Source organism: Streptomyces sp. NPDC001781, from assembly GCF_053596035.1.
The window spans coordinates 42,429-68,014 of the sequence record NZ_JBSFFI010000017.1 but is presented as its reverse complement, the minus strand read 5'-3'; the positions used below and the strand labels follow the sequence as shown (position 1 = coordinate 68,014).

Sequence of the window (25,586 nt, the reverse complement as noted above, 5' to 3'; positions counted from 1 at the left end):
CATCCGCGTGAACGCATCTCTCCTTCCGGACGACCGCCAGGGCGACCCGCACGCCGCCGCCGACGCCGCCGCCGCGCGCCTGCGCGAACTCACCGGCGCCGAGACCCACGACGTCGCCCTCGTGATGGGCTCCGGCTGGGCACCGGCCGTGGACGCCCTGGGCGAGCCCGACGCCGAGTTCCAGGTCACCGAGCTGCCCGGCTTCCCGCCGCCGGCCGTCGAGGGGCACGGCGGCAAGATCCGCTCGTACTCCTTCGGTGACAAGCGCGCCCTGGTGTTCCTGGGCCGCACCCACTACTACGAGGGCCGCGGGGTCGCCGCCGTCGCGCACGGGGTCCGTACCGCCGTCGCCGCCGGCTGCAAGACCATCGTGCTGACCAACGGCTGCGGCGGCCTGCGCGAGGGCATGCGCCCCGGCCAGCCCGTGCTGATCAGCGACCACCTGAACCTGACGGCCACCTCCCCGATCGTCGGCGCCAACTTCGTCGATCTGACCGACCTGTACTCGCCGCGCCTGCGCGCCCTGTGCAAGGAGATCGACCCCTCCCTGGAGGAGGGCGTCTACGCGCAGTTCCCCGGCCCGCACTACGAGACCCCGGCCGAGATCCGCATGGCCCGCGTGATCGGCGCGGACCTGGTCGGCATGTCCACGGTGCTGGAGGCCATCGCCGCGCGCGAGGCCGGCGCCGAGGTGCTGGGCATCTCCCTGGTCACCAACCTCGCCGCCGGCATGACGGGCGAGCCGCTGAACCACGAGGAGGTCCTCCAGGCGGGCCGCGACTCGGCGGCGCGCATGGGCGAGCTGCTGGGCAAGGTACTGAACCGCCTGTAGCCCGACGGCGGCGGCGGACGGAATCGAGAGAGAGGTTCACCCGAGGTGCAGGACGAAGTGATCGCACGGGCAAAGGCGTGGCTGGCCGAGGACCCCGACGCCGAGACCCGCGAGGAGCTCGCGAAGCTCATCGACGCCGGGGACACGGCGGAACTGACCGCCCGGTTCAGCGGCACGCTCCAGTTCGGCACCGCCGGGCTGCGCGGCGAGCTGGGCGCGGGCCCGATGCGGATGAACCGCGCCGTCGTCATCCGCGCCGCCGCCGGTCTCGCCGCGTACCTGAAGGCCAAGGGCGAGACCGGCGGCCTGGTGGTCATCGGCTACGACGCCCGGTACAAGTCGGCCGACTTCGCGCGGGACACCGCCGCCGTGATCACCGGCGCCGGGCTGCGCGCCGCCGTGCTGCCGCGCCCGCTGCCCACCCCGGTCCTCGCCTTCGCCGTACGGCACCTGGGCGCGGTCGCGGGCGTGGAGGTCACGGCCAGCCACAACCCGCCGCGCGACAACGGCTACAAGGTGTACCTCGGCGACGGCTCCCAGATCGTGCCGCCCGCCGACGCGGAGATCGCCGCCGAGATCGACGCCGTGCGCGCCCTCGCCGACGTGCCCCGCCCGGAGTCGGGCTGGGAGGTGCTGGGCGACGAGGTGCTGGACGCGTATCTGGCGCGCACGGACGCGGTGCTGGCCAAGGGGTCGGCCCGTACGGCCCGTACCGTCTACACGGCGATGCACGGCGTCGGCAAGGACGTGCTGCTCGCGGCGTTCGCGCGGGCCGGGTTCCCGGAGCCGGTGCTGGTGGCCGAGCAGGCCGAGCCCGACCCGGACTTCCCGACCGTGGCCTTCCCCAACCCGGAGGAGCCCGGCGCGATGGACCTCGCCTTCGAGCGGGCGACCGTCACCGAGCCGGACCTCGTGATCGCCAACGACCCGGACGCGGACCGCTGCGCGGTGGCCGTGCGCGACGGCGGCGACTGGCGGATGCTGCGCGGTGACGAGGTGGGGGCGCTGCTCGCCGCGCACCTGGTGGGCCGGGGTGTCACCGGCACCTTCGCGGAGTCCATCGTCTCCTCCTCCCTGCTGGGCCGGATCGCCCGGAAGGCCGGGCTCGGCTACGAGGAGACCCTGACGGGCTTCAAGTGGATCGCCCGCGCGGAGGGCCTGCGGTACGGGTACGAGGAGGCGCTCGGCTACTGCGTGGACCCCGAGGGAGTGCGGGACAAGGACGGCATCACGGCCGCCCTGCTCGTCACCGAGCTGGCGTCGGAGCTGAAGGAGTCCGGGCGGAGTCTGCTCGACCTCCTCGACGACCTGGCGCTGGAGCACGGCCTGCACGCCACGGACCAGCTCTCGGTACGGGTGGAGGACCTGTTGGTCATCGCCGACGCGATGCGCCGCCTGCGCGAGCACCAGCCGGCCTCCCTGGCGGGCCTCGCGGTCGGCTCGGCGGAGGACCTCACCCGCGGTACGGCCACCCTCCCGCCCACGGACGGCCTGCGCTACACCCTGGACGGCGCCCGCGTCATCGTCCGGCCGAGCGGCACCGAGCCCAAGCTGAAGTGCTACCTGGAGGTGGTGGTCCCGGTCGCGGACCGCTCCGCGCTTCCGGCGGCGCGTGCCCGGGCGGCCGAACTGCTGACGGCGATCAAGCGGGACCTGTCGGAGGCGGCGGGAATCTGACGGAGGGTTCCCTCCGGTCGCTGAGGGCTGGGCCGTCCACACCACGTCCTTCGGCCTCGACGGCACGGCGAACAACCCCACGACGGGCTGCATCGCCGGCACCCGCGCGGCGGCGGACCCCAGCGAACCGGAGGGAATGGTGATCTACACCGGCGCGGGCGGCCCCCGCCTGTGCTTCGGCATCACGAACCACTCGGGGAGCAACAGGCGGTTCGCCCTTTCTCAGAAGGTCTCAGCCGACCACTCGCAGACGGAGGAGAAGCGCGACGAGCCCTGCCGGCGTCCCGTGCGTCCAGGCGGAAGGCGGAGGAGGGAGTCGACGCGGAGCGTCGGCGAGTGACGACAACGCCGCAGATGGGCGTGCCGGGCCCCGCGTCCCCGGCCTCACAGCCCTCCGGGGGCAGAAGAATCGGCGGCGGCCGGAGTCCGTCCGTCCGCCGCCGTTCCTGGCCGGGGTCAGCCCGTGATCAGCAGGACGGCCAGGAGTACGGCGCCCGTCAGGGCCGGGATCAGGATCTCGTAGGCCCAGCGGGTGGTGATCCCACCCTGGGCGTGCTCCGCCCCACCGTGGCGTTCGTGGAGGTCGCGGAGGTCGTCCATGATCTTGTCGGTCTCGGCGCGAGCCATGCCGCCCGAGACGTCGGGGGTGGACGCGTTCCCGCCGAACATGTTGGAGCGGGGTCCGGCGAAGGGTCCGCCGTTCCCGCGGGCCGCCTGCGCCGCCGCATTCGCCCGCTTGTTCGCCGCGCGTTTGCGGGCGCGCAGGGAGACGGGGATCGCCCAGAGCTGGAACTTGGTGCCGGAGGCGGCCAGCGCCTCGTTGGAGTAGCCCGAGCGGAGGGCGGCCAGTTCGCCCCAGGGCAGGACGATCACGCGGAAGGGGTTGCGGACCCGGAGGCGTTCCTGGTTGGCGAAGACCGCCGGGCGCAGCGTGAACGCCGTCACCAGCGGCACGACCAGGATCATCCCGGCCAGCGCCAGCCACGGCACCCGGCCGTGGCCGCGGAACAGCGCGTCGCAGCCGAGCCAGACGACGAGGGCCAGCATGAGCACACCGCCCACGAGTCCCATCGGCGAGCGGTAGATCCGGTCCCTGGCGGCGGGCACCACGGGCCGCGTAGCTGGTGACTGGTGGTCCGGGGTCGTCATGGCCCCGATTCTGCACGAAGGGGACGCGGCCGCCACCACCTGGCCCCAGAGAGGAACGCATCCGTGACCTGCGGTGGTGAGACCCCGCACAACCCGACCCCCGGGGCTATACAGTCGCTACGCGCGTAGATATGCTCGTCTGGTGACCATGCCCTCCCCCAAGTCCTCGGCTTCGCTCGAACAGGGCGGTGCCCCCCTCGCGCCCCCCGCACAGTCTCTCGCCGACGTCACCGCGTCCGACAGCACGCTGCGCCGCTTCCTCCACGGGCTGCCCGGCGTCGACGCGGTCGGCCTGGAGGCGCGTGCCGCGTCGCTCGGTACCCGTTCCATCAAGACCACCGCGAAGGCGTACGCCATCGACCTCGCCATCTCGATGGTCGACCTGACCACACTGGAAGGCGCGGACACCCCGGGCAAGGTCCGGGCGCTCGGCGCCAAGGCGGTCCACCCGGACCCCACGGACCGGACGGCCCCGACGACCGCCGCCGTCTGCGTCTATCCCGACATGGTGGCCGCCGCCAAGGAGGCCGTCGCCGGCTCCGGCGTCAAGGTCGCCTCGGTCGCCACCGCCTTCCCGGCCGGCCGCGCCGCCCTCGGCGTGAAGCTGGCCGACGTGCGCGACGCGGTCGCGGCGGGCGCCGACGAGATCGACATGGTCATCGACCGGGGCGCGTTCCTCGCGGGCGACTACCTCAAGGTGTACGACGAGATCACCTCGGTGAAGGAAGCCTGTGGGACCGGCGCCCGTCTGAAGGTCATCTTCGAGACCGGCGAGCTGTCGACGTACGACAACATCCGCCGCGCGAGCTGGCTGGGCATGATGGCGGGCGCGGACTTCATCAAGACCTCCACCGGCAAGGTCGCGGTCAACGCCACCCCCGCCAACACCCTGCTGATGCTGGAGGCGGTGCGCGACTTCCGCGCCCAGACCGGCGTGCAGGTCGGCGTGAAGCCGGCGGGCGGCATCCGCACCACCAAGGACGCCGTCAAGTTCCTGGTGCTGGTCAACGAGACCGCGGGCCAGGACTGGCTGGACAACCACTGGTTCCGCTTCGGCGCCTCCTCGCTGCTGAACGACCTGCTGATGCAGCGTCAGAAGCTGGCCACCGGCCGCTACTCCGGCCCCGACTACGTGACGGTGGACTGATCACCATGGGTTCCCTCTTCGAGTACGCACCGGCGCCGGAGTCCCGCTCCGTCGTCGACATCGCCCCCTCCTACGGCCTCTTCATCGACGGCGAGTTCACCGACTCCGCCGACGGCAAGGTCTTCAAGACCGTCTCCCCCGCCACCGAGGAGGTCCTCTCCGAGGTCGCCCAGGCCGGCGAGGCGGACGTGGACCGTGCGGTCAAGGCCGCCCGCAAGGCGTTCGCGACGTGGTCGGCGCTGCCGGGCTCCGAGCGCGCGAAGTACCTGTTCCGTATCGCCCGCATCATCCAGGAGCGCAGCCGCGAGCTGGCCGTGCTGGAGACGCTGGACAACGGCAAGCCGATCAAGGAGACCCGCGACGCGGACCTCCCCCTGGTCGCCGCCCACTTCTTCTACTACGCGGGCTGGGCCGACAAGCTCGACCACGCCGGTTTCGGCGCGAACCCGGCCCCCCTGGGCGTCGCCGGCCAGGTCATCCCCTGGAACTTCCCCCTGCTGATGCTGGCGTGGAAGATCGCCCCGGCGCTGGCCACCGGCAACACGGTCGTCCTCAAGCCGGCCGAGACCACCCCGCTGTCCGCCCTGTTCTTCGCGGACATCTGCCGCCAGGCGGGCCTGCCCAAGGGCGTCGTCAACATCCTGCCGGGTTACGGCGACGCGGGCGCGGCCCTGGTCGGACACCCCGACGTGAACAAGGTCGCCTTCACCGGCTCCACGGCCGTCGGCAAGGAGATCGCCCGCACGGTCGCGGGCACCAGCAAGAAGCTCACGCTGGAGCTGGGCGGCAAGGGCGCCAACATCGTCTTCGACGACGCCCCCCTCGACCAGGCCGTCGAGGGCATCGTCACCGGCATCTTCTTCAACCAGGGCCAGGTCTGCTGCGCGGGCTCCCGGCTGCTGGTCCAGGAGTCGATCCAGGACGAGCTGCTGGACGCCCTCAAGCGCCGCCTGTCCACGCTGCGCCTCGGCGATCCGCTGGACAAGAACACCGACATCGGCGCGATCAACTCCGCCGAGCAGCTGGCCCGGATCACCGCGCTGGCGGAGAAGGGCGAGGCGGAGGGCGCCGAGCGCTGGTCCCCGGCGTGCGAACTCCCTTCGTCCGGATACTGGTTCGCCCCGACGCTGTTCACCGGCGTCACCCAGGCGCACACCATCGCCCGCGACGAGATCTTCGGCCCGGTGCTGTCGGTCCTCTCCTTCCGCACCCCGGACGAGGCGGTCGCCAAGGCCAACAACACCCAGTACGGGCTGTCGGCGGGCATCTGGACCGAGAAGGGCTCCCGCATCCTGGCCGTGGCGAACAAGCTGCGCGCCGGGGTCGTCTGGTCCAACACGTTCAACAAGTTCGACCCGACCTCGCCCTTCGGCGGTTACAAGGAGTCGGGCTTCGGCCGCGAGGGCGGCCGCCACGGCCTGGAGGCGTACCTCGATGTCTGACCGTCTGAGTGTCTTCAAGACCTACAAGCTGTACGTCGGGGGCAAGTTCCCCCGCTCCGAAAGCGGCCGGGTGTACGAAGTGACGGATACCAAGGGCAACTGGCTGGCGAACGCGCCGCAGTCGAGCCGCAAGGACGCCCGTGACGCGGTCGTCGCCGCGCGCAAGGCGTTCGGCGGCTGGGCCGGCGCGACCGCGTACAACCGCGGTCAGGTGCTGTACCGGGTGGCCGAGATGCTGGAGGGCCGCAAGGAGCAGTTCGTCCGCGAGGTCGCCGAGGCCGAGGGCCTGTCAAAGGCCAAGGCGGCGGCGGTCGTGGACGCGGCCGTCGACCGCTGGGTCTGGTACGCGGGCTGGACCGACAAGATCGCCCAGGTCGTGGGCGGCGCCAACCCGGTCGCGGGCCCGTACTTCAACCTCTCCTCGCCCGAGCCGACCGGCGTGGTCGCCGTACTGGCCCCGCAGGAGTCGTCCTTCCTGGGCCTGGTCTCGGTGCTGGCCCCGGTGATCGCCACCGGCAACACCGCGGTCGTCGTCGCCTCCGCGAAGGCCCCGCTGCCCGCGCTGTCGCTCGGCGAGGTGCTGGCCACCTCCGACGTGCCGGGCGGTGTCGTCAACATCCTGTCGGGCGGCACGGCCGAGCTGGGCGCGCCGCTCGCCGCGCACCAGGACGTCAACGCGATCGACCTCGCGGGCGCCGACGCCGAGCTGGCCAGGGAACTGGAGATCGCGGCGGCGGACAATCTGAAGCGCGTCCTGCGTCCACAGCCTGTGGACCACGCGGCGACTCCCGGAATCGACCGTATGACCGCGTTCCTGGAGACCAAGACGGTCTGGCACCCGACCGGGGCGCTGGGCGCGTCGGGCTCCTCGTACTGAGCACGCACGAGAGCCGCGCCGTCCCCTCACCTCGAGGGGCGGCGCGGTTTCGCGTCGGTCAGCCCTTCGGCGTGAGCAGCCCCAGGGCCTGCCCGACGACCGGGACCGCGCCGAAGGACGGCGCCTGGGCGATCGGGGCGGTCAGCGCCAGGGTGTTGAGCGGCTTGAAGTCGGCGACGGTGGTGCCGATGCCGTTGTTCAGCGGGTCGGTGCCGGTGCCGGCCAGCGGGTTGGGCTTGAGGCCGGCGATCGTGCCGGTGGCGTAACCGACCGACGTGGTCAGCGCGTTCACCCCGGACTGCGGGTTGACGTCGCCGATGTCGGCGGAGCGCAGCGGCGGCACGTCCACCAGCGGCGCGGCCGTCTCGGCGTGGGCCGCGCTCGCGCCCGCCGACAGGGCGGCTCCGGCCGAGGCGAGGGCGATCAGGGCGCGCCGAGCGGCGGGCTGACGGGGAGACCGGGGTGCGGAGTGTCGGGCCATCGGTGGTGCCGCCTTCTGGTGCGCAGGGTAATACGGTCGACACGTAGGGTAGTTGACATGTGACGCGCGCTCCAATGCGGACCCGCGGGGTCGGCAGGACGGCCACCATGCGTCAAACTGGTGTTCCGTGAGCATCCATCCCCCGTCCCCCGCCCGTGTGGTGCTGCTGTGCGGCCCCTCCGGTTCGGGCAAGTCACTCGTCGCCGCCCTCTCCGGGCTGCCCGTGCTGCGTCTCGACGACTTCTACAAGGAGGGCGACGATCCCACCCTGCCGCTGGTGGACGGAAGCTCGGACATCGACTGGGACCATCCGCGGTCCTGGGACGCCGACGCGGCCCTCGCGGCGATCGCCCGCCTGTGCGCGTCCGGCACGACCCCGGTGCCGGTGTACGACATCTCGCTGAGCGCCCGTACCGGCGAGGACACCCTCAGCATCGGCCGTACCCCGCTGTTCATCGCCGAGGGCATCTTCGCGGCGGAGATCGTCGGGCGCTGCCGGGAACTCGGGCTGCTGGCGGACGCGCTGTGTCTGACCCGGGGTCCGGTCACCACCTTCCGGCGCCGCTTCCTGCGCGATCTGAAGGAGGGGCGCAAGTCGGTGCCGTTCCTTCTGCGCCGGGGCTGGCGGCTGCTGCGCGCGGAACGCTCGATCGTGTCCCGCCAGGTGGCCCTGGGCGCCCACGCCTGCGGCCGGGACGAGGCGCTGAGCCGGATGGCGGCGGCCGCCGCGGGCCGGCAGACCCGCCAGCAGACGGCGGCCTGACCGGGCGCGGACATGCGGAAACGGGACCGTACGGCCCCCCAGCCGTCCGGCCCCGCTTCCGGGTGTTCCCCCGTGTTTCCCCTCAAGGGCGCTCGCGCGGACCCTCCCCCCGGTGGGCCCGCGCGCTTCCCCGTTTCCCCTCGGGCCGAGCCGTGACGGCTCGTTCCCCCCGTTCCCCCGTGGGTCCGTCCCCCGGCGGACCCGTCCTTCAGGCCACCAGCTCGCCGAAGGCGTCCTCGTGGTCCCGGCCGAAGCTCAGGACCTCGTCCTCGCGCAGGCGCCGCAGCGAGCGCCAGATGCTGGACTTCACCGTGCCGACACTGATGCCGAGTATGCCGGCGATCTCGGGGTCGGTACGGCCCTCGTAGTACCGCAGCACCAGCATGGTGCGCTGCGGCTCGGGCAGCCGGGCGAGCGCCTGCCACAGCACGGCGCGCAGCTCGGTGCCGCGCATCGCGTCCGTACCGGCCGGCGTCTCCGGCAGTTCCTCGGTCGGGTACTCGTTCAGCTTGCGGCGGCGCCACGCGCTGATGTGCAGGTTGGTCATGGTGCGGCGGAGGTACCCGCCGACCGCGGCCTTGTCGCTGATCCGGTCCCACGCCCGGTAGGTCGAGAACAGCGCGCTCTGCAGCAGGTCCTCGGCCTCGAAGCGGTCACCGGTCAGGTGGTAGGCGGTCGCGTACAGGGAGGCGCGGCGCTCCTGGACGTAGGCGGTGAACTCCGCCTCCGTCAGCGAGCGACGCTCCCCCGGTTCCTCCCTGTGCGCGCTTCCCCCGTGCCCCTCCCCCGTGCGGGCGTCGATCACCGTCACGTGACCGGTGTGCTGACGCCCGGTGCCGCGGGCGCACCCCCGTACCCCCTGGGACTCGCGGCCGCGTGGCGACAGCGTGGTCCCGGCACCGGACTTCCCGGAACTCCCAGAAGCCGCAGTCCCCCGGTGCGCGTCGTGCAGACGCGTGACCACTGCGCTGGTGCTCATGCCGTGTGGCGTGTTCATCTCGCGCTCCCCGTCGTGGACTTCCGGTGCTCTGCGTGGCCGGTGGTGCTCTCCCGCCTGCAGAAGAGCTTGCCGACCGTCCTTCATCGCCGTGTCCGCCGACTGTCACAGACCTGTCACAGGGACCGGAGCCGGCGGGTCGTACCGCCTCACCGCGGGCGGGATCCGGCACGAAGCGGTTTGGTACGCGGTGTCCGGCTCGTGTCCGCCGAGGAGGAACCCGCCAGCGGCACGGGTCGTACGACGGGCGGTACATGGGCCAGAATGAGCCTGTGCCTTCCCTGTTGCTGATCGAGGACGACGACGCCATCCGTACGGCCCTTGAGCTGTCCCTGACGCGCCAGGGGCACCGGGTCGCCACCGCCGCGAGCGGCGAGGACGGCCTGAAGCTGCTGCGGGAGCAGCGCCCTGACCTGATCGTGCTGGACGTGATGCTGCCCGGCATCGACGGGTTCGAGGTGTGCCGCCGCATCCGGCGCACCGACCAGTTGCCGATCATCCTGCTGACCGCGCGCAACGACGACATCGACGTGGTGGTCGGGCTGGAGTCCGGCGCCGACGACTACGTGGTCAAGCCGGTGCAGGGCCGCGTGCTGGACGCCCGTATCCGGGCCGTGCTGCGGCGCGGGGAGCGCGAGTCCAGCGACTCGGCGACCTTCGGCAGCGTCGTCATCGACCGGTCCGCGATGACCGTGACCAAGAACGGCGAGGACCTCCAGCTCACCCCGACCGAACTGCGTCTGCTGCTGGAGCTGAGCCGCCGGCCGGGGCAGGCACTGTCCCGGCAGCAACTGCTGCGACTGGTGTGGGAGCACGACTACCTGGGCGACTCGCGCCTGGTGGACGCGTGTGTGCAGCGGCTGCGGGCGAAGGTCGAGGACGTGCCGTCCTCGCCGACCCTGATCCGTACGGTCCGTGGTGTCGGCTACCGCCTGGACGCCCCTCAGTGAGCGAGCGCGGGGGGTTCGGCCGCTGGACGGCCGAACGGGGGAGGAAGCTGGCCGGACTGCGGTTCACCAGCCTGCGGCTGCGGCTGGTGCTGGTCTTCGGGCTGGTCGCGCTGACCGCGGCGGTGTCCGCGTCGGGCATCGCGTACTGGCTCAACCGGGAGGCGGTGCTCACCCGCGCCCAGGACGCGGTGCTGCGCGACTTCCGGCAGGAGATGCAGAACCGCGCGGGCGCGCTGCCCTCGCGTCCCACCCAGGACGAACTCCAGCGTGCGGCCGGACAGATGGCGGGCAGCAGCCAGCGTTTCAGCGTGCTGCTGGTCGCCCGGGATCCCGACGGCCGCACGGTGTACGGCGGTTCGGGCGGCCTGAGCGGATTCTCGCTGAAGGACGTGCCCCCGTCGCTGCGCGCGGCGGTGAACAAGCGGCAGAAGCCGGCCGGCTCCGACAGATCGCCGTACCACCTGTACTGGCAGCGCGTCACCGAACACGGCACGCCGTTCCTGGTGGCCGGGACCAAGGTGGTCGACGGCGGTTCGACCGGTTACATGGCGAAGTCGCTGGAGCCGGAGGCCAAGGACCTCAACTCGCTCGCCTGGTCGCTGGGTATCGCCACCGGGCTCGCCCTGATCGGTTCGGCGCTGCTCGCGCAGGCCGCCGCCACGACCGTGCTCAAGCCCGTGCACCGGCTGGGAGTCGCCGCGCGCCGGCTCGGCGAGGGCCGGCTCGACACCCGGCTGCGGGTCACCGGCACGGACGAACTCGCCGACCTGTCGCGGACGTTCAACAACGCGGCCGCGGCGCTGGAGAAGCGGGTCGCGGACATGGCAGCCCGTGACGAGTCCTCCCGCCGCTTCGTCGCCGACATGTCACACGAGTTGCGCACTCCGCTGACCGCCATCACCGCGGTGACCGAAGTACTGGAGGACGAGCTGGAGTTCGAGGGCGGCGGCATCGACCCGATGATCGAGCCCGCGGTTCGCTTGGTGGTCAGCGAGACCAAGCGGCTGAACGACCTGGTCGAGAACCTGATGGAGGTCACCCGCTTCGACGCGGGCACCGCCCGGCTGGTCCTGGACGACGTCGATCTCGCGGACCAGATCACCGCCTGCATCGACGCCCGCGCCTGGCTGGACGCGGTCGAGCTGGACGCCGAACGCGGCATCCACTCCCGTCTCGACCCGCGCCGCCTGGACGTCATCCTCGCCAACCTGATCGGCAACGCCCTCAAGCACGGCGGCTCCCCGGTACGGGTGTCGGTCCGTATCGACGGCGACGACCTGCTGATCGCGGTACGCGACCACGGTCCCGGCATCCCCGAGGAGGTGCTGCCGCACGTCTTCGACCGCTTCTACAAGGCCAGCGCCTCCCGGCCGCGTTCGGAGGGCAGCGGGCTCGGCCTCTCCATCGCGCTGGAGAACGCCCACATCCACGGCGGCGAGATCACGGCCGCCAACTCTCCCGACGGCGGTGCGGTGTTCACGCTCCGGCTGCCGCACGACGCCTCCCGCCCGACGGAGGACGACGAGAAGGACCCGCCGGCCGAGGACGGCCAGGGAGCGGCCACGTGAGCGGGCGGACGGTACGAGGGCTGCTGGCGCTGCCGCTGCTGGGCGCGCTGCTCGCCGGCTGCGGCATCCGGCCGACGGAGGTGCCGACCGACTTCGGCGGCGCGCCGTCGCGGGTGCCCTGTTCGCCGGCCGGGTCCGGGCGGGCCGCCGCGTCGCCGGAGGGGGTTGCGGTGCAGGTGTTCCTGCTGTGCGGGGCCTCGCTGGTGACGGTGGACCGCACGGTGCGGGTGCCGGAGGGTACGCCGGACGCGCGGCGCCGGGTCATGGTCGCCCAGGGCCTGCTGGACCAGCTCGCCTCGGCGCCGTCCGCCGGGGAGCGGGCGGCGGGCTACCAGACCCGGGTACCGGGCGGCCTGACCGTCACCGGCCCCGGGCGTGAGGAGCCCGAGGAGGCGCTGCGGCTGAGCACCGCCCCGGAGAAGCTGGGCTTGCCCGCGCTGGCCCAGGTGGTGTGCACCTTCTCCGACTCGGCGGCGGCGGAGGGCGACGGATCGGTGATCCTCGCGGGTCCGGCCCCGGCCGCGCCGCGCCGGTACGAGTGCACGGAGGACGTGCGCGACCGTCCGGGCCGGGTCCGGCCCCCGTCCGGTTCCGTCGCGTCGAACTGAGGCGGACCCGCGCCCGCGTGTGGCGCACGCCTCACCGGGGCGGGTGGCGCCGGAGCGGAACCGATCGAGCGCGGCGTGGCGTCTTGGGGGACGTGCAGCGTCAAGGCTCCATCGGCGGCACCGCCGCGAACCGCATCCGAGTGACCGGGGCAATCCTCCTCGTCGCGCATCTCGCGCTCGTCGCCTGGCTGACGCTGCGGCCCCTGGACGTGCCGTGGGTACGCCCCGCGAACCTCCACCCGCTGGCCGGGCTGCGCGCCGACCTGGCGCTGGGCTGGCCCGAGGCGGCCCTCCGCATCGGCCGGGGTCTGGGTCTGCTGGCGCCGCTGGGCGTCCTGCTGCCGATGGCGGACGGCAGACTGACCGTCTCCAAGCTGGCGTCCCTGTTCCGTACGGCCGCGGCCGGCGCCCTGATCTCGCTGGGGATCGCCCTGTTGCAGACAGGGGTGCCCGGGCGGGTGGTGGACGTGGACGTGCTGCTGCTGAACACCGCGGGGGTGCTGCTGGCCCATCTGACGGTGGTTCCGGCGGGACGGGCCTGGCTGCGCCGACGGCGGGGCGGCGGCGTGCCGGAGGACGAGTACGGCGGCCGCGGAGGACGCGGCGGACTGGGGGGTGTCCCCGAGGGCGTCTCCGGGGGCTTCGCCGCGGGCTGGGACGGTTACCAGGCCGGGGGGACGCGGGGGACGGACCGGCTCGCAGGGGCCGGCTTCGCGGGTCCGGCCGGTGGTGCGGTGAGCGTGCGCGGGGAGCTTCCTCAGGGGCTGACCCCGACGATTCCCAGGGTCGGTATCGCCCCTTAGAGTGACGCTTCTCCCGCTTCGTCTCCGTACCGTTGGGCATACGACGACACACGGGGGCGCGGCACTCGGCCCGCCCCGGCAGGCGGCCCGGTCGCGGGCCGACGACGACGGAGGAGCCCGCCATGACCGCCCTTGCCCGCCCCACCCACGGCCGCATGATCGGCGGCGTGTGCGCCGCACTGGCCCGGCGCTTCGGTATGTCGGCGGGGACGATGCGAGTGATCTTCCTGGTCTCCTGCCTGCTGCCCGGCCCGCAGCTCCTGATCTACATAGCCCTGTGGATACTGCTGCCCTCCGAGGACAAGGCCCGCACCACCGCCTGGTGAGCGCAAGCCGCCGGCCGGGTCCCGCGCAAGCGGGAACGCCGCCGAGGCCGTCCCGGAGAGCACCGGACGGCTTCGGCGGCGTCGTGTGTGGGCCTCGCGCGTGGGGAGCGGCGCGCGGGGCGGACTCAGCCGAGCGGGATGCCGTTGAGGCCCAGGCCGTGGGTGGGCAGGCCCTGGGCCGGCAGGCCGCCGAGCAGCCCGGCGACGGGCGCGGTCGGGCCCTGGGCGAGGACCTTCTGCACGGCGGGACGCGCCGTCTTCAGGCCGCCGCCGATCACACCCTGCCCGTGGGAGACGGCGTCGGCGGCGCCGGGCAGCGCTTCGGTGACGTTCGCGGCCGGCAGCGTGTGGGCGACGGAACCCACGACGGGGAGGGCGTCCGGGGTGAGCGGAGCCGCGTCGGCCGCTCCCGCGCCGGCGGCGGCGAAAGCGGCACCGAGGGCGGCGACACCGAGGGTCCTGGCAGCAGACTGCTTCATGGTGAATGCGTCCTTGAATGCGGAGACATGGATCATGGATGATCCGAGCGGTCCATGACCGTAGACATCACGGCCCGCCCGCCGCAATCACCGAAATGCGGACGGACGGTGAATGCCCGTACGCATTCTCCGGCCCCAGGATTAGTAATACAGACATTCTCATCCCGTATACACGCTGGTGAAAGCGATGCTTGGGAACGGCTGTTCGGGCGACGGCCCTTCACATCCAGGAAGGGTGAAGTACCGCGTCACCGCGGACCGTTCATCGAAAGGAATGAACCTTGATCTCATCGCATTGACTTCGGAACCGGCGCCGGAAATCGTGCGTACGGCCGTACCCCTCGACTGAACGCACGCATTCCGGCCGTTCACACAGTGGCGCGATCCGTACCCCGTGCGCGTCGATACGCAACGGTGACCGCCGGGAAGGGTTTCGTACACCGCGCCTTCTGACAGTGTTCTGCCATGGGACAGCAAGCGACGACGCCGGTCCGGACGGCCAGGCTGGGAAAGGCGGTCGGCCCCGCGCCGGGCGCGGTCAGCGGAGCGGTGCTGGTGCTCCCCGGCGGGGAGGAGGTCTCCACCCGCCGCCCGTCCCCGGTTCTGCCGGGCACCTTCGTCCACGCCGTGGCCCGCAGCCTGGCCCGGGCCGGCCGGGAGGAAGGACTCGCCGTCCACCCGGTCCACTACCGCTACCGCGGCTGGAACGGCACAGAGGCCCACCTCGCGGCGGACGCCGGCTGGGCCGCGGACGAGGTGGTGCGGCGGTACGGGGACGTGCCGGTGTGCCTGGTCGGACTGGACATGGGCGGCCGGGCGGCGCTGGGTTCCGGGGGCCACGAGGCGGTCAACTCCGTGGTCGCCATCGCCCCTTGGCTGCCGGAGGAGGGCGCGGACGCCGGCGAGCCGGTCAAGCACCTGGTGGGGCGCCGGGTGCTGATCGCGCACGGCACGAACGACGAACGGTGCGATCCGGAGCTGTCGTTCCGGCTGGCGGCCCGCGCGAAGAAGGTGAACCGCGAGGTGTGCCGGTTCGAGGTGCACTCCGACGGCCACGGGCTGCACCAGCACCGGGACGAAGTGCTGGCGCTGACCGTGGACTTCGCGCTGGGTTCCCTGTTCGGCACCCCGCTGTCCCGCCCGGTGGAGGACGCGCTGGCGGCGCCGCCGCCGATAGGGCTGCGGATGCCGCTGGCGTCGGGATTCGGGAAGTCGCTGCGCAGGTAGCCGGGCTCAGGAGGGAAGCAGGCTGCCCCGCCGGGAGAGCAGGAACTTCTTGAAGGCGGCCACCGGCGGGGTGTCCTGACGGTCGGCCAGCCACGCGACACCGATCTCGCGGACCGCCCTCGGCGCCGTCACCGTCAGTTCCACCACGCCCGGCCGGGGCACGGTGGGCGGCGGCAGCAGGGCGACCCCGAGCCCGGCGGCCACCAGTCCGCGCAGGGTCTCCGTCTCCTCCCCCTCGAAGGCGACCCTGGGCCGGAACCCGGCCGCGCTGCACAGGTCGTCGGTGATGCGGCGCAGGCCGTAGCCGGGCTCCAGGGTCACGAAGGTCTCCTCGGCCGCCTCGGCGAGCCGGATGCGGCGGCGGCCGGCCAGCCGGTGGTCGGCCGGGACGACCAGGCGGAGCTTCTGCTCGTCCAGGCGCCGGGCGACCAGGTCCGGCGCGTCCGGCACCGGAGACGTGAGGCAGAGGTCCAGCTCGCCGCCCCGGAGCCGCTCCAGCATGGCCTCGCCGTAGTTCTGCACCAGGCTGAAGCGGACCCCGGGATGGTCGGCGCGGAACGCGTGCAGCAGGCCGGGTACGGTCTCGGGGCCCATGGTGTGCAGGAAGCCGAAGGCGACCTTTCCGGTGGCCGGGTCGGCGTCCGCGCGCACCTCTTCGGCTGCCCGCTCGACCTCGGCGAGGGCCCGCTCCACCGAGCCGAGAAAGGTGCGGCCGGCCGGTGTCAGCGAGACGGTGCGGCCATGCCGGGCGAACAGGTCCACCCCGAGGTCCTGCTCCAGCCTGACCATCGCGCGGGAGAGGGTGGACTGCGGGACGTTCATCTCGTGCGCGGCGCGGGTGACGTGCTCGGTGCGGGCCACCCCGGCGAAGTAGGCGAGGCGGGGCGCGAGCAGCAGCGCCATGTCTTCTGTGTCACTGGACGGTGACAGGCGCGTCTGTGACCTTTGCTGATGCTCCATGGGAACGATTATGGCGATTCCATGCATTGGACGGATGAGTGGGCGCGTCCGTAGGTTCGAGGCATGTCTCCCGCCAGTACCGGGGCGTCCATCAGCGTGGACGCCCGCACGCCCGTCCCCTCTCCCGAGTCCCCCGAGTCCCTCGAGATCCCGGCCCCGGCCGACTCGCGGCTGACGCCCGGCGGCCCCGGCTACCGCCGGATGAGCTTCGCCCTCTTCCTCGCGGGCGTGGCGACCTTCGCGCTGCTGTACTCCACCCAGGCACTGCTCCCGCTGATCTCGGACGACTACGGGGTGGCGGCCGGCGAGGCGAGCTGGACCGTGGCTGCGGCGACCGGTGGACTGGCGCTTTTCGTGCTGCCTATGAGCGCGCTGTCGGAGCGGTTCGGCCGCCGGACCGTGATGACGGCGTCCCTGATGGTCGCGGTGGGCGTCGGCCTGCTGGTTCCGTTCGCGCCGTCCATCGGCGCGCTGGTCGCGCTGCGGGCGGTGCAGGGCGCCGCGCTGGCCGGGCTGCCCGCCTCGGCGACGGCGTATCTGGCCGAGGAGGTCCGGCCGAAGGCGCTGGTCACCGCGATCGGCCTGTTCGTCGCGGGCAACAGCGTGGGCGGCATGAGCGGCCGGGTCATCACCGGCTGGGTCGCGCAGGAGTGGGGCTGGCGGATCGCCGTCGGCGTGATCGGCCTGGTCGCGGTGGCCTGCGCGGTGGCGTTCCGGCTGCTGCTGCCCGCGCCGAGGCACTTCGAGGCGGGCTCGCTGCGCCCCCGGTCGCTGGCCCGCGCGGTCCGCGACCACCTCGCCTCCCCGCTGCTGCGCCGCCTGTACGCGATCGGCGCGCTGTTCATGACGGTGTTCGGCGGGGTGTACACGGTGATCGGCTACCGGCTGACCGAGGCGCCGTTCTCCCTGCCGCAGGGCGTCATCGGCTCCATCTTCCTCGTCTACCTCGTCGGCACGGTCTCCGCTTCGTCGGCGGGCCGGCTGGTGGGCCGCCTCGGCCGCCGGGGCGCGCTGTACACGGCGGGCGGCACGACGGCGGCGGGCCTGCTGCTGTCGCTGGTGCCCTCCCTGCCGCTGGTCCTGCTGGGCCTGGTGCTGATCACGGCCGGGTTCTTCGCGGGCCACGCGGTCGCCTCCTCGGCGGTCGGCAAGACGGCCACGCACGGCCGCGCGCAGGCGACCGCCCTGTACCAGTCGTCGTACTACATCGGCTCCAGCGCGGGCAGCACCGTCGGCGCGCTCGCCTTCCACGCCTGCGGCTGGGCGGGCACGGTCGGCGTCGGCCTGCTCGCGGTCGTGGGGGTCGTCGCCTTCACCGCGCTGGGCACTCTCGCGGCCCGTACCGCCGCGCGCCGCGAGGCCGTACCGGCGCGCTGACCCGGTGCGCGCGCCCGCCCGAGCTGCGGGTTCGTCCACTCCGGGGGCCGTTGTCAGTGGGCTGCGATAGCTTCCGCAGTGCTGGGGCGCGACGGCGCGCGTACAGGACGGCCACAGGGTGGGTGGACGATGGGTGACGGCACGGCGACGGCGGACCTCGATGTCGCGCTGGAGAGGTACCGGACCGAGCTGACCGGGTACTGCTACCGGATGCTCGGCTCGTCCTTCGAGGCCGAGGACGCGGTACAGGACACCCTGGTGCGCGCCTGGCGGAGCTACGACAAGTTCGAGGGCCGGTCCAGTCTGCGGTCCTGGCTGTACCGGATCGCCACCAACGTCTGCCTGGACATGCTGGCCGCCGGCAACAAGCGGGCCCGCCCGATGGACCTCACCGAGCCGACCCCGCTCGCGCGGGCCGCGCTCTCCCCGCGCCCGGACCGCACCTGGCTGGAGCCGGTACCGGACACGCGGGTGCTGCCCCCGGTGACCGACCCGGCGGAGGCGGCGGTGGCCCGCGAGTCGATCCGGCTGGCCTTCATGGCGGCGCTCCAGCGGTTGCCGCCCAAGCAGCGGGTCGTGCTGATCCTGCGCGAGGTGCTGGCCTGGCGGGCCAGTGAGGTGGCCGAGTTGCTGGGGACCACGGTCGCCTCGGTCAACAGCGCCCTCCAGCGCGCCCGCGCCACCCTCGCCGAACGCGCGGACACCGGCGCCGACGCCGCCGTCTCCGACCCTCTGGACGAGGAGCAGAAGCAGCTCCTGGAGCGCTACGTGAAGGCGTTCGAGGGATACGACATGACGGCGCTGACCGCCCTGCTCCACGAGGACGCGGTGATGACGATGCCGCCGTTCGACCTGTGGCTGCTCGGTCCCGCCGACATCACCGGCTTCATGACCACCCTCGGCGCCTCCTGCGCGGGCTCCCGCCTCCTCCCGGTCCAGGTCAACGGCCTGCCGGGCTTCGCCCACTACAAGCCCGACCCCGAGAAGGGCGGCTTCATGCCCTGGGCGGTCCAGGTCCTGGAGATGTCAGGAGGCCGTATCACCGGTTTCCACTGCTTCCTCGACACCCCCCGCTGGTTCCCCCTCTTCGGCCTCCCCCTCCACCTGGAGGCCGAGCCCGACGAGGCCGAGCAGGGCGCGTAGCGCGGGTTCCGGTCCGCGCAGCGCTATCCGCCCGCCTGCCCGGCGGGCGGCCAGCTCCAGCCGGGCGAGCAGGTCGACCTGCACCAGCCCCGGCGGCCCAAGCCCGGCCACGTCACAGACGACAACCCCGCTGCGGGGGGCCAGCCCCCGCACCGCATCAGCCAGCCCCGCCACCTCATCCCGGGTGACGGGGCCACGCAGCACGAGCACGGGATCGGTCCTGGGGTCCACGTCGGGTAGACCGGGGGCACCCCGACAACTCATCGGACGGCGTTCAGCCCACTCAGTCCACGGGGAACTCGCTGGTGTCGAGCGCCACGTCGAACGGCTTGGGCAGGCGGACGGTGTCACCGGACTTCACCGCGCTGAGCACCCGGTAGACCTCATCCTTCGGCTCACCGTGGAGGGTGACCGCGGGGCCCCCGGAGCCCTTGGGTCCACGAGCAGACAGAGCGGGATGCCCGCCGTGGCGTACGCGGCCGCCTTGCTGATCCGGTCGTGCCGAGCGTTGGACGGCGAGGTCACCTCGACGACGAGTTCGGCGAGGGCTGCCGGGATCTGCGACTCCGTCCCGGACGGCTGCAGCGGCGCGACCAGGTCAGGGATGAACATGCCCAGGCGGGACGGCACGGCGATGGACCGTGTCTGGAAGATCTCCCAGCCCTCGGGGATCACGGAGTAGAGGCGACGCTGGATGCGCGCCGCCATCACGTTGTGGCGGTACGCGGGAGTCGGCGACACGGTGACGATCCCCTCGATGATCTCCACCCTGATGCCCTCGGGCCAGTCCGACCCGTCCCGGAACCGGACGAGGTCGTCCCAGGTCCGGTCGGGGTCCTGGCTCACGGTGAGTGCGCTCACGACCGTCTCCGATCAGTGCGTCACCGATCCCAGCATGACGAACGGGACCGGCGGAGGTCCACCGGTCCCGTTCACCCGAACGAAGAGATCCCTGATCAGGCGATACGTTCCAGCACGACCGGCGAAGCGGTGAACTCCGTGCCCTCCGCCGCGATGTCGTAGGAACCCTCCGTCGCCTCCAGGGCGTAGCCGAAGCGGTCCGGGGTGTCCGTGTGCAGGGTCAGCAGGGGCTGGCCCGCGACCACCGTGTCGCCGGGCTTCGCGTGGAGCTCCACGCCCGCGCCCGCCTGCACCGGGTCCTCCTTGCGGGCGCGGCCCGCACCGAGGCGCCAGGCGGCGATGCCGATGTCGTAGGCGTCGAGGCGGGTGAGGACGCCGGAGGAGGGAGCCGTGACCACGTGCTGCTCGCGGGCCACGGGGAGGGTCGCGTCCGGGTCGCCGCCCTGGGCCGCGATCATGCGGCGCCAGACGTCCATCGCGGAGCCGTCGGCCAGGGCCTTGGCCGGGTCGGCGTCCTTGAGGCCGGCCGCGTCGAGCATCTCGCGGGCCAGGGCGAGGGTCAGCTCGACCACGTCCGCCGGGCCGCCGCCCGCCAGGACCTCCACGGACTCGCGGACCTCCAGCGCGTTGCCCGCCGTCAGACCGAGGGGGGTGGACATGTCGGTGAGCAGGGCGACCGTCTTCACACCGTGGTCGGTGCCGAGGCCCACCATGGTGGAGGCCAGCTCACGGGCGTCCTCGATGTTCTTCATGAACGCGCCGGAGCCGACCTTGACGTCCAGGACCAGGGAGCCCGTGCCCTCGGCGATCTTCTTGGACATGATGGACGACGCGATCAGCGGGATCGCCTCCACCGTGCCGGTCACGTCGCGCAGCGCGTACAGCTTCTTGTCGGCCGGAGCCAGGCCGTCGCCCGCCGCGCAGATCACCGCGCCGACGCCGTCCAGGACCGACAGCATCTCCTCGTTGGACAGCAGCGCCCGCCAGCCGGGGATGGACTCCAGCTTGTCCAGGGTGCCGCCGGTGTGGCCGAGACCGCGCCCGGAGAGCTGCGGCACGGCCGCGCCGCACGCGGCGACCAGCGGGGCCAGCGGAAGCGTGATCTTGTCGCCGACACCGCCGGTGGAGTGCTTGTCGGCGGTCGGCCGGGACAGCGAGGAGAAGTCCATCCGCTCGCCGGAGGCGATCATCGCAGCGGTCCAGCGGGCGATCTCCCGGCGGTCCATCCCGTTGAGCAGGATCGCCATGTTGAGGGCGGCCATCTGGTAGTCGGCGACCTCGCCGCGGGTGTACGCGTCGATGACCCAGTCGATCTGCTCGTCGGTCAGTGCGGCGCGGTCCCGCTTGCTGCGGATGACGGAGATGGCGTCCATGGCCAGGGAGTTCCTTCCGGGAGGTGCAGATGTGCGGCCCCCCTGCCCGCTCGAGCGGGCAGGGGGGCCGCACGGACTTACTTGGTGAGATGGTCCGGGCCGAACGCCTGCGGAAGCATCTCGGAGAGCGGGAGGACGCCCTCCGGGGTGTCCAGCAGCAGCGAGGGCCCGCCGAACTCGTACAGGAGCTGGCGACAGCGGCCGCACGGCACCAGGAGGGCGCCGGTGCCGTCCACACAGGTGAAGTGGGTCAGGCGCCCGCCGCCGGTGCGCTGGAGCTGCGAGACCAGCCCGCACTCGGCGCACAGCCCGAGTCCGTAGGACGCGTTCTCCACGTTGCAGCCGGTGACCGTGCGGCCGTCGTCGACCAGGGCGGCCACGCCGACCGGGTAGCCCGAGTAGGGGGCGTAGGCGTGGGCCATGGCCTCGCGGGCCTCGGCGCGCAGCTTCTCCCAGTCGAACGCGGTCGCGGTGGTCACTTGCCCTGCCCCTTCCGGTACCGCATGCCGTCCGCCTTCGGCATCCGCAGCCGCTGCGCGGACAGCGACAGCACCAGCAGCGTGACGACGTACGGGGTGGCGCCGACGAAGTCGCTCGGGACCTCGTCGGTGAACAGGTACCAGGCCAGGACCAGGACGGCCACGACCGCACTGACCACGCCCTGCCAGAGCGCCTTGCGGTACAGCTTCCAGCCGGCGAGGGCCGCGAGCAGCACGACCAGCAGGAGCAGCAGGGCGTGCACGGTGACGCCGCCGTTGCGGAGCTGGAGGGCGTCGGAGTAGCCGAACAGGCCCGCGCCCATGGCGAGACCGCCCGGTCGCCAGTTGCCGAAGATCATCGCGGCGAGACCGATGTAGCCGCGGCCGCCGGTCTGGCCCTCCAGGTAGGTGTGCGAGGTGACCAGCGCGAGGAAGGCACCGCCGAGTCCGGCGAGACCGCCGGAGATCGCGACGGCCGCGTACTTGTACTGGTACACGTTCACGCCGAGCGACTCCGCCGCGACCGGGTTCTCCCCGCAGGAGCGCAGGCGCAGACCGAACGAGGTCCGCCACAGCACCCACCAGCTGCCCACGAAGAGCAGCACGGCGAGGATCGTCACCACGGACACGTCGGTGACGATACCGCCGAGAATGCCCGCGATGTCGGATATGAGGAACCAGTGGTGTTGCTCGACCGAGTGCAGCGCGTCGGAGAGTCCGGGGACGGTGACGTCACCGAGCGAGTTCACCGGCGGCGACTGCTTGGGGTTGCCGCCCGCCTCGGCGGCCGTGCCCTCGGCGAAGAACAGCTTGGCGAGGTACTGGGTGGCACCCAGCGCGAGCAGGTTGATCGCCACACCGGAGACGATGTGGTCCACTCCGAAGGTCACCGTGGCGACCGCGTGCACCAGGCCGCCGAGGACGCCGAATCCGACGCCGCACAGCAGGCCGAGCCAGGGGCTGGACTGCCAGCCGATCCAGCCGGCGCCGAAGGTGCCGAGGATCATCATGCCCTCGAGGCCGATGTTGACCACGCCGGCCCGCTCCGACCACAGGCCCGCCAGGCCCGCGAGACCGATCGGCACCGCGAGGCCGAGGGCGGCGCTGACCTGGCCCTCGGAGGTGAGCTGGTTGGCCCCGGTGATGACCCGGACCACGGCCACGAGCAGCAGCGCGCCGCCGACGATCAGAAGAATCCTCGCGAGCGAACGGCCCGCCGGCTGGGCGGCGTTGTCCGCCTTGGGCGCCGCGGGCGGCGGCGCGTCCGTCATCGTGGCGGTCATCACGCCACCTCCTGCATCTCGGTGGGGGCGGCGGCACGGGCGGCCAGCTCGGCGCCGACCCGCTGCTGCTGGCGCTTGAGGCCGTAGCGGCGGACGACCTCGTAGGCGATCACGACGCACAGGACGATGACGCCCTGGATCACGCCGAGGATCTCCTTGTCGTAGCCCTGGAACTCCAGGTGGTTGGTGGTGCGCTCCAGGAAGCCCCACAGCAGGGCGCCCAGCGCGATGCCGACCGGGTTGTTGCGGCCCAGCAGCGCGATGGCGATGCCGGTGAAGCCGATGCCCGCCGGGAAGTCGTTGCTGAACTGGTGGCTGTCGTTGAGCAGGGTCGGCATGCCGATGAGACCGGCCACCGCACCCGAGATGATCATGCTGGTGGCGATCATCTTCTTCACCCCGACACCGCTCGCGGCGGCGGCCGTCTCGGACTGGCCGACGGTACGCAGGTCGAAGCCGAACCGGGTGCGGCCGAGCACGAACCAGTAGCCGATGCCGACGATCACCGCGACGACGATGAAGCCCCACAGGATGCCCGCGGCGCCGGTGTCGATCTGGAAGAACCAGGAGGACTCCGGCAGCGGCTTGGTCGAGACCAGCGTGCCGGCCTTGTCGAGCTGGCCGAGCTGGCTGGGCTGGAGCAGGTAGCCGATGATCGCGGTGGCGATCGAGTTCAGCATGATCGTGGCGATGACCTCGCTGACGCCGCGGGTCACCTTCAGGATGCCGGCGATGGCGGCCCACAGGGCGCCGGTCGCCATGGCCGCCAGGATGATCAGCGGGATGGCGAGCCAGCCGGGCACGGTCAGCGCGCCGCCGAGGACGGCGGCGACGAACGCGGCGAGCCGGTACTGGCCGTCGACACCGATGTTGAACAGGTTCATCCGGAAGCCGATGGCGACCGCGACACCCGCGAGGTAGTAGGTCGTCGCCTTGTTCAGGATGTAGACCTGGCTGTCGGAGGCGAAGCCGTACGTCACCATGTCGCTGAACGCGGCGCCGGGGCTCTTGCCGGTGGCCAGGATCACCAGGGCGGTGACCAGCAGGGCCGCGACGATGGCCAGCAGCGGCGCCGCGATGCCGAGGAGCAGCCGCTCCTTGTCGATCCGTGAGGTCAGCTTTTTCATCGCGCGTCGTCCTCTATGTGCTCCAGGTGGCCGGAGGCCGCTCCCGTCATGGCGGAGCCCAGCTCCTCGGGCGTGATCGTGCAGGGGTCGGCGTCGGCGACCAGGCGGCCGCGGTACATCACCCGCAGGGTGTCGGAGAGACCGATCAGCTCGTCCAGGTCGGCGGAGATCAGCAGGACCGCGAGTCCGTCGCGGCGGGCCGCACGGATGTAGTCCCAGATCGCGGCCTGCGCGCCGACGTCCACACCGCGGGTGGGGTGGGCGGCGATGAGCAGCTTGGGGCTGTGGCTCATCTCGCGGCCGACGATCAGCTTCTGCTGGTTGCCGCCGGACAGCGAGGCCGCGGTGACGTCGATGCCGGGGGTGCGCACGTCGTAGTCGGCGACGATCCGCTCGGTGTCGGTGCGGGCGGCCTTCGGGTCCAGCAGGCCCCGGCGGGAGTTGGGGCGCTCGGTGACATGGCCGAGGATGCGGTTCTCCCACAGCGGCGCTTCCAGCAGCAGGCCGTGGCGGTGGCGGTCCTCGGGGATGTAGCCGATGCCGGCCTCGCGGCGGCGGCGGGTGGGGACGTGGCTGACGTCGGCCCCGTCCAGCGTGACCGTGCCGGCGTCCGGGTCGCGCATGCCCATGATCGCCTCGACCAGCTCGGACTGGCCGTTGCCCTCCACGCCGGCGATGCCGAGGACCTCGCCCTTGTGGATGGTGAAGGAGATCTCGTCGAGGATGACGCGCTCGACACCGTCCAGGTCGGTCTGGGCCAGGTGCAGCCCGGCGACCTGGAGGAGCGCGACGTCGGTGACGGTGGACTCCTCCGTCTCCGGCGTGGGCAGCTCGCTGCCGACCATCAGCTCGGCGAGCTGCTTGGGCGTGGTGGTGCTGGGCTCGGCCGTGCCGACCGTGGTGCCGCGCCGGATGACGGTGATCTCGTCGGCCACCGACAGCACCTCGCCCAGCTTGTGCGAGATGAAGATGACGGTGAGGCCCTCCGCCTTCAGCTCCCGCAGGTTGTCGAAGAGGGCGTCGACCTCCTGGGGCACCAGCACGGCCGTCGGCTCGTCCAGGATCAGGGTCTTGGCCCCGCGGTAGAGGACCTTGAGGATCTCCACGCGCTGGCGGTCGGCGACGCCGAGGCGCTCCACGAGCACGTCCGGGCGGACACCCAGGCCGTACGCGTCGGAGATCTCCCGGATCTTCGCGCGGGCCTTGGCGCCGATGCCGTGCAGCTTCTCCGCGCCGAGGACGACGTTCTCCAGCACGGTGAGGTTGTCGGCCAGCATGAAGTGCTGGTGCACCATGCCGATGCCGCGCGCGATGGCGTCACCGGGATTGGAGAAGGTGACCTGCTCGCCGTGGATGGTGATGGTGCCCTCGTCCGGCTGCTGCATGCCGTAGAGGATCTTCATCAGGGTGGACTTGCCGGCGCCGTTCTCGCCGCACAGGGCGTGGACGGTGCCCGGGCGGACGGTGATGTCGATGTCGCGGTTGGCGACGACGCCGGGGAAACGCTTGGTGATGCCGCGCAGTTCGACGGCAGCGGGAGGGCTGGACGCGTTGATGGCGCACTCTCCTCGGGGAAGGGGGATGCGGGGATACAGAGGGAGTGAGGGCAGGCGTCGGCGACGCTAGCGCGGCAACTCGGCGCTACACGCGTAGAGTT

24 protein-coding genes and 2 pseudogenes are annotated in these 25,586 nt (G+C 72.3%); 14 read left to right on the top strand and 12 right to left on the bottom strand.

Annotated features, from left to right (window positions below):
• The first annotated feature begins 7 nt into the window (after positions 1-7).
• Positions 8-832 (top strand): purine-nucleoside phosphorylase, encoded by an 825-nt coding sequence (locus ACWCV3_RS17670; protein ID WP_451224366.1) that lies wholly within the window; start codon positions 8-10, stop codon positions 830-832.
• Positions 833-877: 45 nt separating this feature from the next.
• The gene (locus ACWCV3_RS17665) at positions 878-2,509 is read left to right on the top strand and encodes a phospho-sugar mutase (RefSeq protein WP_451224363.1); all 1,632 of its coding nucleotides are present in this window, start codon (positions 878-880) and stop codon (positions 2,507-2,509) included.
• A 456-nt stretch (positions 2,510-2,965) separates the two neighbouring features.
• Here ACWCV3_RS17665 and ACWCV3_RS17660 read toward each other — a convergent pair whose 3' ends face one another.
• Entirely contained in the window at positions 2,966-3,658 is a 693-nt protein-coding gene (locus ACWCV3_RS17660; protein WP_451224360.1) for a PH domain-containing protein, read from the bottom strand.
• Positions 3,659-3,806: 148 nt separating this feature from the next.
• Between ACWCV3_RS17660 and deoC the strand changes: the two genes are divergently transcribed.
• From deoC to ACWCV3_RS17645, 3 genes are read left to right on the top strand one after another with little or no spacing between them, the layout of a single operon-like run.
• On the top strand, positions 3,807-4,805 hold the full coding sequence (gene deoC, locus ACWCV3_RS17655; protein WP_451224549.1) for a deoxyribose-phosphate aldolase: 999 nt from the start codon (positions 3,807-3,809) through the stop codon (positions 4,803-4,805).
• 5 nt (positions 4,806-4,810) lie between these two features.
• On the top strand, positions 4,811-6,247 hold the full coding sequence (locus ACWCV3_RS17650; protein WP_451224357.1) for an aldehyde dehydrogenase family protein: 1,437 nt from the start codon (positions 4,811-4,813) through the stop codon (positions 6,245-6,247).
• Positions 6,240-7,124 (top strand): aldehyde dehydrogenase family protein, encoded by an 885-nt coding sequence (locus tag ACWCV3_RS17645; protein WP_451224354.1) that lies wholly within the window; start codon positions 6,240-6,242, stop codon positions 7,122-7,124. Before ACWCV3_RS17650 ends, ACWCV3_RS17645 begins: the two co-directional genes overlap by 8 nt.
• A gap of 58 nt (positions 7,125-7,182) precedes the next feature.
• Here ACWCV3_RS17645 and ACWCV3_RS17640 read toward each other — a convergent pair whose 3' ends face one another.
• A complete protein-coding gene (locus tag ACWCV3_RS17640; RefSeq protein ID WP_451224351.1) occupies positions 7,183-7,605 on the bottom strand; it encodes a hypothetical protein in 423 nt (140 codons plus the stop codon).
• Between the two features lie 160 nt (positions 7,606-7,765).
• On the opposite strand from ACWCV3_RS17640, the gene ACWCV3_RS17635 reads away from it, so the two are divergent.
• Positions 7,766-8,368, top strand: a complete 603-nt coding sequence (locus tag ACWCV3_RS17635) for a uridine kinase (protein ID WP_451224546.1) — start codon at positions 7,766-7,768, stop codon at positions 8,366-8,368.
• A 208-nt stretch (positions 8,369-8,576) separates the two neighbouring features.
• Here the strand turns inward: ACWCV3_RS17635 and ACWCV3_RS17630 are convergent, their stop codons facing one another.
• The gene (locus ACWCV3_RS17630; protein WP_451224348.1) at positions 8,577-9,365 is read right to left on the bottom strand and encodes a SigE family RNA polymerase sigma factor; all 789 of its coding nucleotides are present in this window, start codon (positions 9,363-9,365) and stop codon (positions 8,577-8,579) included.
• 272 nt (positions 9,366-9,637) lie between these two features.
• On the opposite strand from ACWCV3_RS17630, the gene afsQ1 reads away from it, so the two are divergent.
• The 5 genes and pseudogenes from afsQ1 (at position 9,638) to ACWCV3_RS17605 (ending at position 13,620) form a co-directional block, all read left to right on the top strand.
• On the top strand, positions 9,638-10,315 hold the full coding sequence (gene afsQ1 / locus ACWCV3_RS17625; protein ID WP_158707462.1) for a two-component system response regulator AfsQ1: 678 nt from the start codon (positions 9,638-9,640) through the stop codon (positions 10,313-10,315).
• Positions 10,312-11,883, top strand: a complete 1,572-nt coding sequence (locus tag ACWCV3_RS17620; protein WP_451224344.1) for an ATP-binding protein — start codon at positions 10,312-10,314, stop codon at positions 11,881-11,883. The genes afsQ1 and ACWCV3_RS17620 overlap by 4 nt, the downstream gene beginning before the upstream one ends.
• A complete protein-coding gene (locus ACWCV3_RS17615) occupies positions 11,880-12,491 on the top strand; it encodes a hypothetical protein (RefSeq protein WP_451224341.1) in 612 nt (203 codons plus the stop codon). Before ACWCV3_RS17620 ends, ACWCV3_RS17615 begins: the two co-directional genes overlap by 4 nt.
• Before the next feature lie 92 nt (positions 12,492-12,583).
• A pseudogene (locus ACWCV3_RS17610) lies at positions 12,584-13,051 on the top strand (VanZ family protein); the annotation flags it as partial.
• Between the two features lie 365 nt (positions 13,052-13,416).
• Positions 13,417-13,620, top strand: coding sequence for a PspC domain-containing protein (locus ACWCV3_RS17605; RefSeq protein WP_451224338.1), 204 nt, complete (start codon positions 13,417-13,419; stop codon positions 13,618-13,620).
• Positions 13,621-13,745: 125 nt separating this feature from the next.
• On the opposite strand, the gene ACWCV3_RS17600 is transcribed toward ACWCV3_RS17605, so the two are convergent.
• The gene (locus ACWCV3_RS17600; RefSeq protein ID WP_451224335.1) at positions 13,746-14,099 is read right to left on the bottom strand and encodes an ATP-binding protein; all 354 of its coding nucleotides are present in this window, start codon (positions 14,097-14,099) and stop codon (positions 13,746-13,748) included.
• A gap of 465 nt (positions 14,100-14,564) precedes the next feature.
• Here ACWCV3_RS17600 and ACWCV3_RS17595 point away from each other — a divergent pair, with 465 nt between their 5' ends.
• Positions 14,565-15,326 carry an alpha/beta hydrolase family protein gene (locus ACWCV3_RS17595; protein WP_451224333.1) on the top strand — a complete coding sequence of 254 codons (762 nt, stop codon included), beginning with the start codon at positions 14,565-14,567 and terminating at the stop codon, positions 15,324-15,326.
• Between the two features lie 6 nt (positions 15,327-15,332).
• Here ACWCV3_RS17595 and ACWCV3_RS17590 read toward each other — a convergent pair whose 3' ends face one another.
• Positions 15,333-16,286, bottom strand: a complete 954-nt coding sequence (locus tag ACWCV3_RS17590; protein ID WP_451224330.1) for a LysR family transcriptional regulator — start codon at positions 16,284-16,286, stop codon at positions 15,333-15,335.
• Positions 16,287-16,349: 63 nt separating this feature from the next.
• Here ACWCV3_RS17590 and ACWCV3_RS17585 point away from each other — a divergent pair, with 63 nt between their 5' ends.
• Both ACWCV3_RS17585 and ACWCV3_RS17580 read left to right on the top strand, forming a co-directional pair.
• Positions 16,350-17,663 (top strand): MFS transporter, encoded by a 1,314-nt coding sequence (locus tag ACWCV3_RS17585; protein ID WP_451224327.1) that lies wholly within the window; start codon positions 16,350-16,352, stop codon positions 17,661-17,663.
• Between the two features lie 129 nt (positions 17,664-17,792).
• Positions 17,793-18,806, top strand: coding sequence for a sigma-70 family RNA polymerase sigma factor (locus tag ACWCV3_RS17580; protein ID WP_451224324.1), 1,014 nt, complete (start codon positions 17,793-17,795; stop codon positions 18,804-18,806).
• On the opposite strand, the gene ACWCV3_RS17575 is transcribed toward ACWCV3_RS17580, so the two are convergent.
• The 7 genes and pseudogenes from ACWCV3_RS17575 to ACWCV3_RS17545 form a co-directional block, all read right to left on the bottom strand.
• A complete protein-coding gene (locus ACWCV3_RS17575) occupies positions 18,690-19,070 on the bottom strand; it encodes an STAS domain-containing protein (RefSeq protein WP_451224321.1) in 381 nt (126 codons plus the stop codon). The two genes, ACWCV3_RS17580 and ACWCV3_RS17575, sit on opposite strands and share 117 nt — an antisense overlap.
• Positions 19,071-19,089: 19 nt before the next feature.
• Positions 19,090-19,667: pseudogene (locus ACWCV3_RS17570) on the bottom strand (Uma2 family endonuclease).
• Positions 19,668-19,762: 95 nt separating this feature from the next.
• Complete coding sequence (locus ACWCV3_RS17565; RefSeq protein ID WP_451224543.1) at positions 19,763-21,046, bottom strand: thymidine phosphorylase; 1,284 nt, start codon at positions 21,044-21,046, stop codon at positions 19,763-19,765.
• Between the two features lie 71 nt (positions 21,047-21,117).
• Entirely contained in the window at positions 21,118-21,519 is a 402-nt protein-coding gene (locus ACWCV3_RS17560; protein WP_451224318.1) for a cytidine deaminase, read from the bottom strand.
• Entirely contained in the window at positions 21,516-22,802 is a 1,287-nt protein-coding gene (locus ACWCV3_RS17555) for an ABC transporter permease (RefSeq protein ID WP_451224315.1), read from the bottom strand. Before ACWCV3_RS17555 ends, ACWCV3_RS17560 begins: the two co-directional genes overlap by 4 nt.
• Entirely contained in the window at positions 22,802-23,929 is a 1,128-nt protein-coding gene (locus ACWCV3_RS17550; protein ID WP_451224312.1) for an ABC transporter permease, read from the bottom strand. The genes ACWCV3_RS17555 and ACWCV3_RS17550 overlap by 1 nt, the downstream gene beginning before the upstream one ends.
• The gene (locus ACWCV3_RS17545; protein WP_451224540.1) at positions 23,926-25,512 is read right to left on the bottom strand and encodes an ABC transporter ATP-binding protein; all 1,587 of its coding nucleotides are present in this window, start codon (positions 25,510-25,512) and stop codon (positions 23,926-23,928) included. The genes ACWCV3_RS17550 and ACWCV3_RS17545 overlap by 4 nt, the downstream gene beginning before the upstream one ends.
• Positions 25,513-25,586 lie beyond the last annotated feature (74 nt).